Genomic DNA, 16,368 nt, shown 5'->3' on the forward strand with positions numbered 1-16,368 from the left:
CCGGAAAAACAAAAACCGGGGCACTGGGCCCCGGCTTCCGTCAGCGAAACGCTTAAACGCGTTCGAAGACGGTGGAGATGCCTTGGCCGAGACCAATGCACATGGTGGCTACCCCGAAGGTGCCGCCATTTTGCTTCATCACATTGAGCAAAGTGCCGGAGATACGCGCACCGGAGCAACCGAACGGGTGACCCAGGGCGATGGCGCCGCCGTGCAGGTTAACCTTCTCGTTCATCTTGTCGAGCACTTTCAGATCTTTCAGCACTGGCAAGGCCTGTGCAGCGAAAGCTTCGTTGAGCTCGAAGAAGTCGATATCGTTGATGCCAAGGCCCGCGCGCTTCAGTGCTTTTTGTGTGGCCGGTACTGGACCATAGCCCATGATTGCCGGATCCACACCTGCCACTGCCATCGAGCGAATCACCGCCAGAGGCTGGATGCCCAGGTCCTGTGCACGCTGCGCCGACATCACGATCATGCACGAAGCACCGTCGGTGATCTGCGACGAAGTACCGGCTGTCACGGTGCCGCCCTTAGGGTTGAAAGCAGGCTTCAACGCCGCCAGGCTTTCCAGGGTGGTTTCCGGACGAATGGTTTCGTCGTAGTCGAACAGTTTCAGGAAACCGTTCTCGTCGTAGCCCTGCATCGGGATGATTTCGTCTTTGAACTTGCCTTCCACGGTCGCCTTGTGGGCGAGTTGGTGGGAGCGCACGCCGAAAGCGTCCTGTTGTTCGCGAGTGATGCCGTGCATTTTGCCCAGCATTTCAGCGGTCAGGCCCATCATGCCCGAGGCTTTCGCCGCGTACAGGGACATGTGCGGGTTCGGATCGACACCGTGCATCATGCTGACGTGGCCCATGTGCTCGACGCCGCCGACAACGAACACATCACCGTTTCCGGTCATGATCGCTTGAGCAGCGGTGTGCAGGGCGCTCATCGAAGAGCCACACAGACGACTGACGGTTTGGCCGGCCGAGGTGTGCGGGATCTGGGTCATCAGCGACGCCATGCGGGCGATGTTCCAGCCCTGCTCCAGGGTCTGGTTCACACAGCCCCAGATCACGTCTTCGACTTCGTTCGGATCGACCTTGACGTTGCGTTCCAGCAGTTTGCTGATCAGGTGCGCCGACATGTCTTCGGCGCGGGTGTTGCGGTGCATGCCGCCCTTGGAGCGGCCCATCGGAGTACGACCGAAGTCGACAATCACGACGTCTCTAGGATTCAAGCTCATAAGTTCACTCTCACTCTAGTTGGGGGCGCTTAACCGAAGAAGCTCTGGCCGTTTTTGGCCATTTCGCGCAGCTTCGCGGTCGGGTGGTACAGCGCGCCCAAATCAGCGTACTGGTCAGCCAGGGCGACGAACTCGGCAACACCGATCGAATCGATGTAGCGCAGCGCACCGCCACGGAATGGAGGGAAACCAATACCGTAGACCAGACCCATGTCGGCTTCGGCAGCGGTTTCGACAATGCCGTCTTCCAGGCAACGCACGGTTTCCAGGCACAGCGGGATCATCATCCAGTTGATGATGTCTTCGTCAGTGACTTCACGCTGCTCGTAGACGATTGGCTTGAGCACTTCCAGTACCGACGGATCGGCAACCTTCTTCTGCTTGCCCTTCTTGTCCGTCTCGTAGGCGTAGAAACCTTTGCCGTTCTTCTGGCCCAGGCGCTTGGCTTCGTAGAGCACGTCAACAGCCGAGCGACGGTCGTCTTTCATGCGGTCCGGGAAACCTTCAGCCATGACGTCGCGACCGTGGTGGCCGGTGTCGATGCCGACCACGTCCATCAGGTACGCCGGGCCCATTGGCCAGCCGAATTTTTCCATGATCTTGTCGATACGGACGAAGTCCACACCGGCGCTGACCAGTTTGGCGAAGCCGCCGAAGTACGGGAACAGGACGCGGTTGACCAGGAAGCCCGGGCAGTCGTTGACGACGATCGGGTTCTTGCCCATTTTCTTGGCGTAGGCAACGGTGGTGGCGATGGCCAGCTCGCTGGACTTCTCGCCACGGATCACTTCCACCAGCGGCATCATGTGCACCGGGTTGAAGAAGTGCATGCCGACGAAGTTTTCCGGACGCTTGAGGGCTTTGGCCAGCAAGGTGATGGAAATGGTCGAGGTGTTCGAGGCGAGGATGGTGTCCTCTTTGACCTTGTCTTCAACTTCAGCCAGTACGGCTTGCTTGACCTTAGGGTTCTCGACGACGGCTTCAACCACCAGATCCACGTGACCGAAGTCACCGTAGGACAGGGTCGGACGAATACCGTTGAGCACTTCTGCCATTTTCGCGGCGGTCATGCGGCCTTTGTCAACGCGGCCAACCAGCAGTTTGGCGGCTTCGGCCAGACCCTGCTCGATACCGTGCTCGTTGATGTCCTTCATCAGGATCGGCGTGCCTTTGGAAGCCGATTGATAGGCTATGCCGCCACCCATGATGCCGGCGCCCAATACGGCGGCCTGCTTCACGTCTTTGGCGATTTCGTCGTAAGCCTTGGCTTTTTTCTTCAGTTCCTGATCGTTCAGGAACAGACCGACCAGGCTCTGCGCGGCAGAGGTCTTGGCCAGTTTCACGAAACCGGCAGCTTCGACTTCCAGCGCCTTGTCGCGACCGAAGTTCGCGGCTTTCTGGATGGTCTTGATCGCTTCAACCGGCGCCGGGTAGTTCGGGCCAGCTTGACCCGCCACGAAACCCTTGGCGGTTTCGAAAGCCATCATTTGCTCGATAGCGTTCAGCTTGAGTTTTTCAAGCTTCGGCTGACGCTTGGCCTTGTAATCGAACTCGCCGGAGATGGCGCGCTTGATCAGTTCCAGCGCAGCTTCCTGCAATTTTTCAGGAGCAACAACGGCATCGACAGCGCCGACTTTCAGTGCGTCTTCAGGACGGTTTTCCTTGCCAGCGGCAATCCACTCGATGGCGTTGTCGGCACCGATCAGGCGCGGCAGACGCACGGTACCGCCGAAGCCCGGGTAGATGCCCAATTTGACTTCCGGCAGACCGATCTTGGCCTTGGTCGACATGACGCGGTAGTCCGCTGCCAGGCACATTTCCAGCCCGCCACCCAGAGCGATGCCGTTGATCGCGGCGACGGTCGGGACATTGAGGTCTTCGAAATCGCTGAAAATCTTGTTGGCTTCGAGGTTGCCAGCAACAAGCTCCGCATCCGGCAGCTTGAAGTTGTCGACAAATTCGGTGATGTCGGCGCCGACGATGAACACGTCCTTGCCACTGCTGACGATCACACCCTTGATCGAAGCATCTGCCTTGATGGCGTCCACAGCCTGACGCAGTTCGTTCAGGGTTAGACGGTTGAACTTGTTGACGGACTCACCCTTGAGGTCGAACTTCAGTTCGACGATGCCACTTTCAAGAGCCTTAACCGTGATGGCTTTACCTTCGTAAATCATCAACTGATCTCCACGATATGGAAGCTGAACAGTACACGTCGGACGCAGGTGAATGGTTCGGCAGGGACGTTAAACGTCGATGCTACGCCTCTCAACCCGGCACACCCGCCAACGCGATAGTCGGGATTCTGTAGGAGCAGTTTGTCGGACAAACGCTCAATTCATACGCCCGTTTGATTTGGGTACGTCACCTTCACGGAATTTCCGACAATTGTCAATCGCCTGAAACATTGGGTTGAAACGCGACTTTGCAGTCATTTCCGTAATACGAAGATCTTCAACATGCTGATGGATGTGGATCCATTCATAGAATTTATCGTTAGAAAAGTCGCCCTAATTCCCGGCAACCTTTGTTTAACAGGCTACGCTGGCGGGAGCTGGGGAAAAATTTGAACGCATTTGGCGAATGCCAAGCGTAAGATCAGCCCAAACCGGATTTACCGGCCTGCCTGGCCAACCCGCCCGATGATGTTGTCGGGCTTTTTATTGCCTGATGATTTGCATGGCTCCCTGTAGGAGCTGGCTTGCCAGCGAAGGCCACTTCAGCCTCAAAGAGGTTGCTTTCTGACACGCCGTCTTCGCTGGCAAGCCAGCTCCTACAGGGCTCGGGTCAGGCCAGTGCTTTGAGGGTGGCGTCGATGTGTTGCAAAACCTCGGCTTCGCCCTTCTCGCCCCAATACAAGGCAATCATTTGTTTGTCGGCCTCGACCTTGTAGACGTTGCCCGGCAATTTTTCGAAATGATTGAGCAGCGCACGATCCTCACATGTTTCCTGCCACTGATTGACCCATAATCCCGGTGATTTTTGCCAGTAACTCCAGCACGCCGGTTGATTGCCCCGTCGCGGTCGATGGTACTGCGCGCAAGGGTTTGGCGGCACCTGGCCGAGCCAGTGCGGCCACTCCTGAGGCGCAAGTTGCATGGCCAGGCCAATGCGTCGCGCTTCCATGCGAAGGGCCATCCGGCCGCTCTGGTGGCGGGACGGTCGCAACCATGCCAGCGGACTGAGAACCACCAGCAGGATTGACACCACTATCCAGACCGTCATATCTGTACTCCCGATTCTTGATGAGCGCATTCAGTCACTTTGAAACCAATGCGCTTGAAACCAGCCATACTTACCAATATTGCAATCCTCAGGAGGAGCACCTCATGCCCTACAACCACATTCTGGTCGCTGTAGATCTAACCGAAGAGTGCGATCCTGTCATTCACCGCGCTCGCGAGCTCTCGGTGAGCAATGGCGCGAAGTTATCCCTGGTGCACATCGTCGAACCAATGGCCATGGCCTTTGGCGGTGACGTGCCGATGGACCTGTCACAACTGCAACAACAGCAGTTCGATCAGGCCAAGGAGCGCCTGGACCGGCTGATCGTGAAATACCCGGAGCTCTCCAAGGAATACAGCCACCTGACTTACGGCCAGCCACGCCAAGAGATTCACCACCTGGCCAAGGAGCAAGGGTGCGACATGATCGTGGTGGGCAGTCACGGGCGGCATGGCCTGGCATTGCTGCTGGGCTCCACTGCCAATGACGTCCTGCACGGTGCGCCTTGCGATGTGCTGGCGGTGCGCCTGCAAAGCAAGAGCTGAGAGCCATCACTGTAGGAGCCGGCTTGCTGGCGATGCGAGCGATCTGCACCGCCTGATGCGCCGCGGTGATCCCATCGCTGGCAAGCCAGCTCCTACAGAGAGATGCATTCCATATGAAAAGCCCGACAGTCGAGTTACCGATGTCGGGCTTTTTTTATTGCAAAATCAATCAGGCATCCAGCTCGGCCCAGCGCTCGACCATAACGTCCAGCTCAGCCTGCAACTGCGCCAGTTGAGCGATCACCGCAGCGGTTTCCGCAGCAGGACGCAGATAAAAACCTGCATCGGCCATCTGCGCCTCAACGGCAGCGATCTGCTGCTCCATGGCTTCGATCTGCCCTGGCAACGCTTCCAGCTCGCGCTGCAACTTGTAGCTGAGCTTCTTCTTCGCCGCTGGCGCTTCGACCGCTGCCGCGACTGGCGCAGGCTCGGCCTTTACCACAGCGGAATTCAGGTCGGCCTTGCCGGATTTGCTTTCAGTCACGCCCAGCAGACGCGGCGAGCCGCCCTGACGCAGCCAGTCCTGATAACCACCGACGTACTCGCGAACCTTGCCTTCACCTTCGAAGACCAGGGTGCTGGTAACCACGTTATCGAGGAATGCCCGGTCGTGGCTAACCATCAGTACGGTGCCGTTGAAGGTCAGCAAGACCTCTTCCAGCAGCTCGAGGGTTTCGACGTCGAGGTCGTTGGTCGGTTCGTCGAGGACTAGCAGGTTCGCCGGCTTGCTGAACAGTTTGGCCAGCAACAGACGGGCACGCTCGCCCCCGGACAGCGCCTTGACCGGCGTGCGGGCACGCTGTGGGCTGAACAGGAAGTCGCCGAGGTAGCTCAGCACGTGGCGGCTCTGGCCGTCGATATCGATAAAGTCGCGACCTTCGGCGACGTTATCGATCACGGTTTTTTCCAGATCCAGCTGATGACGCAATTGGTCGAAGTAAGCGACGTCGATCTTCGTGCCCTCTTCCACCTTGCCACTGGTTGGCTGCAAACCACTCAGCATCAGCTTGAGCAACGTAGTCTTGCCGGTACCGTTGGCGCCGAGCAGACCGATGCGGTCACCGCGCTGCAACACCATGGAAAAATCCTTGATCAGGAACGGACCGCCCGGGTGAGCGAAGCTCACATTATCGAGGACCATCACCTGCTTGCCGGACTTGTCGGCGGTTTCCAGCTGGATGTTGGCCTTGCCGGTACGCTCACGACGCTCGCTGCGCTCTACGCGCAAGGCCTTGAGTGCGCGCACGCGCCCTTCGTTACGAGTACGACGCGCCTTGATGCCTTGGCGAATCCACACTTCTTCCTGGGCCAGACGCTTGTCGAACAGCGCGTTGGCGGTGGCTTCGGCAGCCAGTTCGGCTTCTTTATGTACGAGGAAACTGGCGTAGTCGCCATTCCAGTCGATCAGGCCGCCGCGATCCAGTTCAAGGATGCGGGTCGCCAGGTTTTGCAGGAAAGAACGGTCGTGCGTGATGAACAGCACGGCGCCCTGGAAATCCTTCAGCGCTTCTTCGAGCCAGGCAATGGCACCGATGTCCAGGTGGTTGGTCGGTTCGTCGAGCAGCAACAGGTCCGGCTCGGAAACCAACGCCTGGGCCAGCAGGACGCGACGACGCCAGCCGCCGGACAATTCGGCGAGGGTCTTGTCGGCCGGCAATTGCAGGCGGCTCAGGGTGCTGTCGACCAGGGTCTGCAAGCGCCAGCCATCGCGGGCTTCGAGGTCGTGCTGGACGTGCATCAGTTTGTCCAGATCGGCGTCGGTGACGCAGTTCTGGCTCAGGTGGTGGTACTCGGCCAGCAGCGCGCCGACACCGTCGAGGCCTTCGGCAACCACGTCGAACACGGTCCGCTCGTCGGCTACCGGCAATTCTTGCGGCAATTCGCCGATCTTCAGACCGGGTGCACGCCAAACGGAGCCGTCATCGGGCTTCTGGTCGCCCTTGACGAGCTTCATCATGCTGGACTTGCCAGTGCCGTTGCGGCCGATGATGCACACCCGCTCACCACGGGCGATCTGCCAGGACACCTTGTCCAACAACGGCATAGCGCCGAAAGCAAGGGACACATCGCTGAATTTGAGCAGGGTCATGAGCTTCTCCAAAAACCGGGCGCGCATTCTACCTGACTTGAGGCTCCAGAAGGCCGGCAATTTCACTGTCGATGCACTCTGCACAACAAATGTTGCGAACTGATGCAGACGGACCCGCAAAGCTTTCGCCCGTTGCTGGCAAAAGGCTAAGCTACAGTCAATTCAGTGTGGTCATCGCCCGCACTTGTCATGATTTCTCTGCCCGGACGTCTCATGCGCAGTCGCCTTTTCAAGCTTTTGTCCTGTTTTTTACTGTCTGCCGCTGCCGTTCAATCCGCCCAGGCGGTAGACCTGTCCACCCAACGCCAATATTACGATGAAGCCAAGCGCGCCCTCGCCAAGGGTGATACCGGCCCCTATTTCCGTTACAGCCAGGCCCTCGCCGACTACCCGCTTGAGCCCTACCTGGCCTATGACGAACTGACCGCGCGCCTGAAATCCGCGAGCAATGCCGAAATCGAAAAATTCCTCGCCGAACACGGTGACCTGCCGCAAGCCAACTGGATGAAACTTCGCTGGTTGCGTTGGCTGGCCGATCGCGGCGATTGGGCGACGTTCGTCAAGTATTACGACCCCAAACTCAACTTCACCGAACTGGACTGCCTGAACGCGCAGTATCAGATCAGCCACAACCTCAAGACCGAAGGTTACGCCAACGCCAACAAGCTCTGGCTGACCGGCAAATCTCAGCCTGAAGCTTGCGACGTGCTGTTCGGCATGTGGGCCGCCGACGGCCAGTTGACCGAGCAAAAACGCTGGGAGCGGACCAAACTTGCCGCCCAGGCGCGTAACTATCCGCTGGCCAACAGCCTGGTCAACGGTCTGACCACCCTCGCCCCTCGCGGCCGATTGCTAATAGATGTGGCGCAGAAACCAGAGCTGCTCAATCAGCCGTCGCGCTTCACACCGGCGGACGAGCCGATGTCGGACATCGTCAGCCTTGGTCTGCGTCGCCTCGCCCGTCAGGACCCCGACAGGGCAATGAACCTGCTGGACGGATACGCCAGCAGCATGCACTTCTCCCGGGATGAGAAGGTCGCGATTGCCAGAGAAATCGGGTTGACGCTCGCCAAACGTTTCGACAGCCGCGCGCTGGATATGATGACCAAGTACGACCCGGAATTGCGCGACAACACCGTGTCAGAATGGCGCATGCGCCTGCTGCTTCGACTGGCCCGCTGGAACGATGCCTATGAGCTGACCCGTCGACTGCCGCAAGACCTGGCCACCACCAGCCGCTGGCGTTACTGGCAGGCCCGCAGCCTGGAACTGGCGCAGCCGCAGAGTCCAGAACCGCAGACTCTCTACAAGAGTCTCGCCCGTGAACGCGACTTCTATGGTTTTCTCGCCGCGGATCGTTCGCAATCTCCCTACTCGCTGAACAACAAACCGCTGGTAATGAGCCAGGCGCTGATCAACAAAGTGCGTAACACCCCCGGCATACGCCGCGCCCTGGAATTCCATGCGCGCGGGCAAATCGTCGACGGGCGCCGCGAGTGGTACCACGTCAGCCGCCACTTCAGCCGTGATGAAATGGTTGCCCAGGCAAAACTGGCCTATGACCTGAAATGGTACTTCCCGGCCATTCGCACGATCAGCCAGGCGCAGTATTGGGACGATCTGGATATACGTTTCCCGATGGCCCACCGCAACACGCTGGTGCGTGAAGCGAAGAATCGCGGTTTGCACCCGAGCTGGGCGTTCGCTATTACCCGCCAGGAAAGCGCCTTCATGGATGACGCCCGCTCCGGCGTCGGCGCGTCGGGCCTGATGCAGCTGATGCCAGCCACGGCCAAGGAAACCGCCCGCAAGTTCAGTATTCCGTACGCTTCGCCACAGCAGCTGTTCGACCCGGACAAGAATATCCAGCTCGGCGCCGCTTACCTGAGCCAGGTGCACAGCCAGTTCAACGGCAACCGCGTTCTCGCCTCGGCCGCTTACAACGCCGGCCCCGGCCGCGTGCGCCAGTGGTTGCGCGGTGCTGACCACCTGAGCTTCGACGTGTGGGTGGAAAGCATCCCATTCGACGAAACTCGCCAGTACGTACAAAACGTACTGTCGTACTCGGTGATCTACGGCCAGAAACTCAACTCTCCGCAGCCGATCGTGGATTGGCATGAGCGGTATTTCGACGATCAATAACAGCTCGATGTTGGAGCCGCTCTAACGAAAAATGCCCGCATCGTTTGATGCGGGCATTTTTTGTACTCAATCCAAAGATCCCAGCCTCGTTTCACTCGACAGCTCCTACAAAGGTAGGTCGAGTTCTGTCTTGTCAGTGTTGAACTGCAACGCCGCCAACCGTGCATACAGCGCATTGTTGGCAATCAGTTCCTGATGTGTTCCCACGGCCACCAGCTTTCCTTGGTCCATCACCGCTATCCGGTCGGCGTTTTTCACCGTGGCCAGGCGATGGGCGATGACCAGGGTCGTGCGGTTTTTCATCAGGCTCGGCAGGGCTTGCTGTATCAAATGTTCGCTTTGCGCATCGAGGGCGCTGGTGGCTTCGTCGAGCAAGAGGATGGGGGCGTCGACCAGCAGCGCGCGGGCGATGGCCAGCCGCTGGCGTTGGCCGCCGGACAAGCCAAGACCTCCATCACCCAGATGCGTCTGGTAGCCGTTGGGCATGGCTTCGATGAAATCATGGGCATAGGCGATTTTCGCCGCGTCTTGAACCTCGGCTGACGTCGCCGTCGGGTTGCCGTAGCGGATGTTCTCTTCGATGCTGCCGAAAAACAGCGCCGGGGTTTGCGAAACCAGGGCGAAGCAGCGTCGCAGGTCCAGTGGATCAAGACTTGTCAGCGGCACACCGTCGAGCAGGATGCTTCCTTCTGCGGGGTCGTAGAAACGCAGCAGCAGGTCATACACCGTTGATTTACCGGCCCCGGACGGCCCGACCAACGCCAGTGTTTCTCCAGCTTTGATGGCCAGGTTCAAACCATCGACGGCATAGCTTTCGGGACGCGACGGGTAGGAAAAGCGCACGTCATGCAGCAGCAAATCGCCTCGCACTCGCTCGGGCAAGGACACAAGGCCTGAGGTTGGAGACTGGATGATGTTTTTCGAGCGCAGCAACTCGGCGATCCGCTCCGCCGCGCCGGCCGCGCGTTGCAACTCGCCAATCACTTCACTCAAGGTGCCGAACGCGCTGCCGACGATCAGGCTATAGAAGACGAACGCCGCCAACTCACCTGCGGAAATTCGCCCGGCAATCACGTCCATGCCGCCGACCCAGAGCATCACGCCAACAGCGCCCAGCACCAGCACAATCACCAGGGTGATCAGCCAGGCCCGTTGAAAAATGCGCTTGCGCGCGGTGTTGAAGGCGTCTTCCACGGTCACGGCAAAACGCTGTTCGTCCTGCGCCTGATGGTTGTAGGCCTGCACGGTTTTGATCTGGCCCAGGGTTTCAGACACATAACTGCCGATATCGGCGATCCGGTCCTGACTGAGTCGCGACAGGCTGCGAACCCGACGGCCGAAAATCAGGATCGGCGCAATCACCAACGGCAAGGCGACCACCACGATGCTGGTGAGCTTGGGATTGGTAATGAACAGCAGGACGATCCCGCCGATCACCATCAGCAGGTTGCGCAAAAACAGCGACAGCGACGAGCCGATCACCGATTGCAATAGCGTGGTATCGGCGGTCAGCCGGGACTGGATCTCGGAGCTGCGGTTGTTTTCGTAAAACCCCGGATGCAGATAGATCAGATGGTTGAACACTTGGCGGCGGATGTCGGCGACACAGCGCTCACCGATCCACGACACCAAGTAAAAACGCGCAAAAGTGCCAATCGCCAGACCGATCACCAGCAACATGAATAAACCGATGGATTGATTGAGCAGGTGCGGCGATTGGGTCATGAAGCCTTGATCCACCAGCAGGCGGATGCCCTGCCCCATGGATAAGGTGATGCCTGCCGTCACGATCAATGCGAGCAGCGCGCCGAGCGCATGCCAGCGATAAGGCGCGATGAAACGGCTGGCCAGGCGTATCGCGCGGCGGTGACGAACTGTAAGCATTGGCATCATCCACAGGACGGAGCATTTGTTAGATCCAGCGTACACCGCGCAACGGCGTGGAACTTGGTAAATCACAATGAGTCAGGTTAATTATGACCGCCAAGCCTAGGCCCTAGACGCTATTGGTCTAAAGTCCGGGTGGCAACATTGCGACATTTCTGGTGGACTGTCGTTGCCGCTTTGGAGAGATCGCAGGGAGTTGTCACAGCCTGGTCACCTGGCGGTTCTATAGTAAGAACACAACCTGAAGAGGAGACAGGCCATGTCCTTGCAAAACAGCAGCGATGACAAGATTCAAGTGATCCGCACGCAGCCAGACCAGTCTCTCGGTTGCTCGATTATCGATGAACAGGGCCGCGAAGTACCGATCACTGAAGACATGATCCAGCAAGCGTGCAGCGAACTGGAGAAGCGATTGGTCAAGCCTGCCGAACAAAAGTGATATCGCCACCGTCTTCTTGACCCGGCCCTAGTTGGCCGGGTTTTTTATGGGTGCTGACTTCTGCTCCTGCAGAGGTCGTGGGTGAACTTTAGATAGTTGTTGCACCTAATGCCGCGACAATCTTCTGTAACTGAGGCGCGTCCCCGTCGATCCGCACCTGCAACCCGTCGATCTCGCGCCGCGCCGGGTAGTTCTTGCGCAACACATCAAACGCCCCACGCTGTTCGCTCACGCTGCCTACAAGGCTACGGCGGAAATCCGCATCGTCACGGCGCGGGTCATACACGCCACGGCACAACATCGCCAGCGCCCAGGCCGGATCCGTTTGCGCACTCAACATCACTTGCGACAGCCACGGAGCCGGCAGCAAATCGCTCAAGCTGACGCTGGCCGGTTGCCCGAGGAAATCGCAGTAAGCCTGATAGATCTGTGCCGTCCCGCGCTGTTTGCCGTCGAGGCTGTAACCGGCAATGTGCGGCGTTGCCAGCACGCAGAGTTCGGCGAGCGCTACATCGACTTCCGGCTCGCCTTCCCAGACGTCAAGCACCGCTTGCAGGTCCTCACGCTCCAGCAACACATCGCGCAGCGCGGCGTTGTTCACTACCGGGCCACGACTGGCGTTGATCAGCCAGGTACCCGGCTTGAGTTGATTCAGGCGTTTTTTGTCGAACAGGTGCCAGGTTGACTGAGTGCCTTGCTTGGTCAGCGGCGTGTGTAGACTGATGACGTCGCACTGCTCGATGATCTGCTCAAGGCTGACATAGTCGCCGCCTTCCAGGGCTTGTCGCGGCGGATCGCACACCAGTACGTTCCAGCCCAACCCTTGCAGCACTTTGACCAGTCGCCCGCCCACTTCACCGGCACCGACCACGCCGTAGAGGCGTTGCGTCAAGTCCGCGCCTTCGATTTCGGCGAGGGTCAACAAGCTGCCAAGCACGTAATCAACCACGCCCCGGGCATTGCAGCCCGGCGCGCTGGACCAGGTGATGCCAGCCTGTTGGAAATAATCCAGATCCAGGTGATCGGTGCCGATGGTGCAGGTGCCGACAAAGCGCACCTTGCTGCCCTCAAGCAGCGCGCGGTTGACGTTGGTCACCGAACGCACCAGCAGCACATCGGCCTGTTCGACCGTGGCGCGGTCGATGGAGCGGCCCGGCACCCGGCGAATTTCGCCGAAGCCCTCGAAGAAGGCGTCGAGCAGGGGAATATTTTCGTCGGCAACAATCAGCATGGCAGGCTCCTTTGGCGGATCGGCAGTGTAGGCGGAGATGGCTGTGCTGAGCTAGCAGCCATTACCCCTGTGGCGAGGGAGCTTGTCGGACCGCCGAACCGTCCCGCCGGGCTGCGAAGCGGCCCCTGGCGTTTTGTCTGCTACACCGTATCGACAGGATTTACGACTGCTGCGCAGCCGAGCGGGAGCAAGCTCCCTCGCCACAGGGGTTCGACCGATTTGGATAGGCGATTACAAATCCACAACACAGGTCTTTTCCTGACCGATGCGTCAACGCGTAGAATGCGCGCCTGCGCATCAAAAACCTTTGGACGTTTCGCCCTTGAATTCCGTGACTGACCGCCCCGCTGCTATCTCCCTCACCCGCCCGGCCCGGGTTCGCCTGGAGCTGAAAAACCTGCTCAGCCTGGCGCTGCCGATCATGATCGCGCAACTGGCAACCACGGCGATGGGCTTCGTCGATGCGGTGATGGCCGGCCGGGTCGGGCCGCGCGATCTGGCCGCAGTGGCGCTGGGCAACTCGATCTGGGTCCCGGTATTTCTGCTGATGACCGGAACACTGCTGGCCACCACGCCGAAAGTCGCCCAGCGCTACGGTGCCGGCACCCACAGTGAAATCGGCCCGATCGTGCGCCAGGCATTGTGGTTGGCGCTGGTGGTGGGGTTGATCGCGACCGGCATGCTGTTCAGCGCCGAGCCGATCCTGCACCTGATGAAGGTCGACCCCGAACTCATCGGCCCCTGCATGCAATACCTGCACGGCATCGCCAGCGGGTTGCCTGCCGTCGCCTTCTATCATGTGCTGCGCTGCTTCAGCGACGGCATCGGGCGCACCCGACCGGCGATGGTGCTGGGCCTGTGCGGCCTGGCGCTGAACATCCCGCTGAACTACGTTTTCATTTATGGCCACTTCGGCGTGCCGGCCATGGGCGGCGTCGGCTGCGGCTGGGCCACGGCGATCGTGATGTGGGTGATGGCGTTGGGCATGGCCGGTTGGGAGCGCTGGGCGCCGGCTTATCGGTCGAGCGAGTTGTTCAGCCGTTTCGACTGGCCACATTGGTCAGTGATCAAGCGCTTGCTGGGCATCGGTTTGCCGATCGGTATCGCGGTGTTCGCCGAGTCGAGCATCTTTGCCGTGATCGCCTTGCTGATCGGCAGCCTCGGCGCCACGGTGGTGGCCGGTCATCAAATCGCCCTGAACGTCAGCTCGCTGGTGTTCATGATTCCCTACTCCCTGGGCATGGCCGTGACCGTGCGCGTCGGTCAGGCGCTGGGACGAGAAGAACCGCGCGAAGCGCGTTTTGCCGCGGGCGTCGGCATGGGTACCGCGCTGGCTTACGCCTGCCTTTCGGCGAGCATGATGTTACTGCTGCGCGAACCTATCGCCGCGATCTACACCGCTGACCCGACGGTGATCCATATTGCTGCGATGCTGATTGTGTACTCGGCACTGTTCCAGTTTTCCGACGCGATCCAGGTCACCGCGGCTGGCGCGTTGCGCGGTTATCAGGACACTCGCGTGACGATGATCCTGACCCTGTTCGCTTACTGGGGTATCGGTTTGCCGGTGGGTTACGCCCTCGGCCTGACTGACTGGCTCGGCGAGCCCCGTGGTCCGAGCGGGCTGTGGCAAGGGTTGATCGTCGGCCTGAGTTGCGCGGCGCTGATGCTGTCGATCCGCCTGACGCGCAGTGCGCGCAAGCGGATTCGCATGAGCCATTCGGCGGGCTGACTCAAACCTGTATTAGCCGGCTTGCTGGCGATTGCGGTGGTTCAGTCAACAATGATGTTGAGTTTGCATCAGCCATCGCCAGCAGGCTGGCTCCCACAGTAGTTTTTTGTGGGTCAGCCGGATTTTTTGCGGATCCAGTACAGGTAGGTACCGGCGTCTTCGTGTTGCCCCACCAGCTCGTGGTCGAGAAACACGCAGAACTTGGGGATGTCGCGACGGGTCGACGGGTCGGTGGCGATCACCTTCAGCAGGCCGCCGGGCGCCAGGTCACGGATGTGCTGGTGCAGCATCATCACAGGCTCCGGGCAGTTGAGGCCGGTGGCGTCGAGGGTGCCGTCTACCGGCGTATCGATCATTTCACTCATGATTGGCTCCTGAAACTTGCCGGCATTGTCGCGCATTGCCGGGTGTGTGGCGAGGGAGCTTGCTCCCGCTGGGTCGCGAAACGGCCCCAATTCTAACTACTCGGTCTATCGAAAAGTTCACGGCGGCTGGATTTAGGGCTGCTGCGCAGCCCAGCGGGAGCAAGCTCCCTCGCCACAAAAGTCCCCACAGATCAAGACCGATTAACTCAGCGCGATTTTGGTTTTTTCACGTCGAGTCGACGGAGGTGGCACGTCACTTCTTCGCGGTCGTGGTACAGCTGTTTGCAGCCGATCTCGACTTTGATGCCTCGCGCCTTGAAACCATCAGCAATGCGTTCCAGCAACCGTTTCACTTCGGCATAACGCTGTTTCATCGGCAGCTTGAGGTTGACCACCGCTTCGCGGCAATGGCCCTCGCCGATCCACTCTTCCAGCATTGCCGCGTTGCGTGCCGGTTTCTCGACGATGTCGCACACCATCCAGTCCACGGGTTGCTTGGGCTTGAAGGTGAAACCGTCGGCCATCAGGTGTTGCACCAAACCAGTGTCCATCAGGCTTTCGGCCATCGGGCCGTTGTCGATGGCGGTCACCAGCATGCCGCGGTTGACCAGTTGCCAGGTCCAGCCGCCGGGTGCCGCGCCCAGGTCGACGCCAGTCATGTCGCTGTGCAGGCGTTCGTCCCATTGGTCACGGGGGATGAAGTGGTGCCAGGCCTCTTCCAGTTTCAGAGTCGAACGACTTGGGGCCTCACGGGGGAACTTCAAACGCGGGATGCCCATCGGCCACATCGCCGAGTTGTTCGACTCCGCCAGGCCCATGAACACTTCACGGCCGCTCTTGAAGGTCAGCAGCAAGCGTGGCTTGTGGGCGTCTTCCACCAGTTTGCCGGCGGCCATCAGCGCCTTGCGCAGGTGAACTTCGAATTTCTTGCAGAAGTTCGACAGTTCCTTGCCGTCGTTGGTGTCGACCATCTCCAGCCACAGGCTGCCGCACAGCGGAAAGTCTGCCATGTGGGCAAGGATCACGCTGATGCGATCGGTTTCGGGCAAATCAATGAAGATTCCCCGAGCCCATTGTCGCGGGAAGATCAGTTGATCAAAACGCTGACCACGCATCAGGCGTTCGGCGCCGTCTTCTTCAGTGCAGACAAACTCGGCACAGGCGCTGGCTGTCTTGGCCTTGGCATAGCCAGCCACGTTCAGCCGTGCGGCGAGGTCGGAAATCTCGGAACAGACTTCGCCTTCGAAGCCCGGCCGGCAATGCATAAAGAGGGTGTTCATTGAATCTCCTGGGCAATCGGCAAGGAATTAATGCGCAAACTTGCCCTGTAGCAAAGCCTGTCACGAAAACCGGCGCATGATAGCCGACTTCGGAACCTCGGACTTGCCCATAGAGTCCAGTTATTAGCCAGCTACTGAAAACAGGGCTAGGTTTAATGCTCTGTCCGTCCCCTCAGTCCGTAGCCGTGCGGACTCAAAGGAGTGA

General features: G+C 59.4%; 12 protein-coding genes. 4 read left to right on the top strand and 8 right to left on the bottom strand.

Annotated elements, in window-relative coordinates; genetic code table 11:
* Positions 1–52 precede the first annotated feature (52 nt).
* The 3 genes from fadA to ABVN21_RS14350 all read right to left on the bottom strand — a co-directional run bounded on the left by fadA (position 53) and on the right by ABVN21_RS14350 (position 4,453).
* Positions 53–1,228 carry an acetyl-CoA C-acyltransferase FadA gene (gene fadA, locus ABVN21_RS14340; RefSeq protein ID WP_096512656.1) on the bottom strand — a complete coding sequence of 392 codons (1,176 nt, stop codon included), beginning with the start codon at positions 1,226–1,228 and terminating at the stop codon, positions 53–55.
* Between the two features lie 29 nt (positions 1,229–1,257).
* The gene (gene fadB / locus ABVN21_RS14345; protein ID WP_339553195.1) at positions 1,258–3,405 is read right to left on the bottom strand and encodes a fatty acid oxidation complex subunit alpha FadB; all 2,148 of its coding nucleotides are present in this window, start codon (positions 3,403–3,405) and stop codon (positions 1,258–1,260) included.
* A gap of 610 nt (positions 3,406–4,015) precedes the next feature.
* Positions 4,016–4,453 (bottom strand): hypothetical protein, encoded by a 438-nt coding sequence (locus ABVN21_RS14350; protein ID WP_339553194.1) that lies wholly within the window; start codon positions 4,451–4,453, stop codon positions 4,016–4,018.
* A 104-nt stretch (positions 4,454–4,557) separates the two neighbouring features.
* Between ABVN21_RS14350 and ABVN21_RS14355 the strand changes: the two genes are divergently transcribed.
* On the top strand, positions 4,558–4,998 hold the full coding sequence (locus ABVN21_RS14355; RefSeq protein ID WP_150733284.1) for a universal stress protein: 441 nt from the start codon (positions 4,558–4,560) through the stop codon (positions 4,996–4,998).
* Between the two features lie 169 nt (positions 4,999–5,167).
* Here the strand turns inward: ABVN21_RS14355 and ABVN21_RS14360 are convergent, their stop codons facing one another.
* Positions 5,168–7,087 carry an ATP-binding cassette domain-containing protein gene (locus tag ABVN21_RS14360; protein WP_339553193.1) on the bottom strand — a complete coding sequence of 640 codons (1,920 nt, stop codon included), beginning with the start codon at positions 7,085–7,087 and terminating at the stop codon, positions 5,168–5,170.
* A 213-nt stretch (positions 7,088–7,300) separates the two neighbouring features.
* Between ABVN21_RS14360 and ABVN21_RS14365 the strand changes: the two genes are divergently transcribed.
* Entirely contained in the window at positions 7,301–9,229 is a 1,929-nt protein-coding gene (locus ABVN21_RS14365) for a transglycosylase SLT domain-containing protein (RefSeq protein WP_339553192.1), read from the top strand.
* 105 nt (positions 9,230–9,334) lie between these two features.
* Here the strand turns inward: ABVN21_RS14365 and ABVN21_RS14370 are convergent, their stop codons facing one another.
* Positions 9,335–11,122, bottom strand: coding sequence for an ABC transporter transmembrane domain-containing protein (locus tag ABVN21_RS14370; RefSeq protein WP_339553191.1), 1,788 nt, complete (start codon positions 11,120–11,122; stop codon positions 9,335–9,337).
* A gap of 253 nt (positions 11,123–11,375) precedes the next feature.
* On the opposite strand from ABVN21_RS14370, the gene ABVN21_RS14375 reads away from it, so the two are divergent.
* Complete coding sequence (locus tag ABVN21_RS14375) at positions 11,376–11,555, top strand: PA1571 family protein (protein ID WP_339553190.1); 180 nt, start codon at positions 11,376–11,378, stop codon at positions 11,553–11,555.
* Between the two features lie 88 nt (positions 11,556–11,643).
* Here the strand turns inward: ABVN21_RS14375 and pdxB are convergent, their stop codons facing one another.
* Positions 11,644–12,786 (bottom strand): 4-phosphoerythronate dehydrogenase PdxB, encoded by a 1,143-nt coding sequence (gene pdxB / locus ABVN21_RS14380; protein ID WP_339553189.1) that lies wholly within the window; start codon positions 12,784–12,786, stop codon positions 11,644–11,646.
* Between the two features lie 322 nt (positions 12,787–13,108).
* On the opposite strand from pdxB, the gene ABVN21_RS14385 reads away from it, so the two are divergent.
* A complete protein-coding gene (locus ABVN21_RS14385; RefSeq protein ID WP_339553188.1) occupies positions 13,109–14,518 on the top strand; it encodes an MATE family efflux transporter in 1,410 nt (469 codons plus the stop codon).
* 113 nt (positions 14,519–14,631) lie between these two features.
* On the opposite strand, the gene tusA is transcribed toward ABVN21_RS14385, so the two are convergent.
* Positions 14,632–14,883, bottom strand: a complete 252-nt coding sequence (gene tusA, locus ABVN21_RS14390) for a sulfurtransferase TusA (RefSeq protein WP_339553187.1) — start codon at positions 14,881–14,883, stop codon at positions 14,632–14,634.
* 206 nt (positions 14,884–15,089) lie between these two features.
* Entirely contained in the window at positions 15,090–16,163 is a 1,074-nt protein-coding gene (gene rlmM, locus ABVN21_RS14395) for a 23S rRNA (cytidine(2498)-2'-O)-methyltransferase RlmM (RefSeq protein ID WP_339553186.1), read from the bottom strand.
* Between the last annotated feature and the right edge of the window lie 205 nt (positions 16,164–16,368).

Origin of the sequence: Pseudomonas sp. MYb327 (assembly GCF_040438925.1) — a bacterium.
In the GTDB taxonomy this organism is placed as follows: domain Bacteria; phylum Pseudomonadota; class Gammaproteobacteria; order Pseudomonadales; family Pseudomonadaceae; genus Aquipseudomonas.

Coding starts and splice junctions, on each gene's coding strand:
- fadA (WP_096512656.1), bottom strand. CDS start 1,228: ATGAGCTTGAATCCTAGAGACGTCGTGATTGTCGACTTCGGTCGTACT.
- fadB (WP_339553195.1), bottom strand. CDS start 3,405: ATGATTTACGAAGGTAAAGCCATCACGGTTAAGGCTCTTGAAAGTGGC.
- ABVN21_RS14350 (WP_339553194.1), bottom strand. CDS start 4,453: ATGACGGTCTGGATAGTGGTGTCAATCCTGCTGGTGGTTCTCAGTCCG.
- ABVN21_RS14355 (WP_150733284.1), top strand. CDS start 4,558: ATGCCCTACAACCACATTCTGGTCGCTGTAGATCTAACCGAAGAGTGC.
- ABVN21_RS14360 (WP_339553193.1), bottom strand. CDS start 7,087: ATGACCCTGCTCAAATTCAGCGATGTGTCCCTTGCTTTCGGCGCTATG.
- ABVN21_RS14365 (WP_339553192.1), top strand. CDS start 7,301: ATGCGCAGTCGCCTTTTCAAGCTTTTGTCCTGTTTTTTACTGTCTGCC.
- ABVN21_RS14370 (WP_339553191.1), bottom strand. CDS start 11,122: ATGATGCCAATGCTTACAGTTCGTCACCGCCGCGCGATACGCCTGGCC.
- ABVN21_RS14375 (WP_339553190.1), top strand. CDS start 11,376: ATGTCCTTGCAAAACAGCAGCGATGACAAGATTCAAGTGATCCGCACG.
- pdxB (WP_339553189.1), bottom strand. CDS start 12,786: ATGCTGATTGTTGCCGACGAAAATATTCCCCTGCTCGACGCCTTCTTC.
- tusA (WP_339553187.1), bottom strand. CDS start 14,883: ATGAGTGAAATGATCGATACGCCGGTAGACGGCACCCTCGACGCCACC.
- rlmM (WP_339553186.1), bottom strand. CDS start 16,163: ATGAACACCCTCTTTATGCATTGCCGGCCGGGCTTCGAAGGCGAAGTC.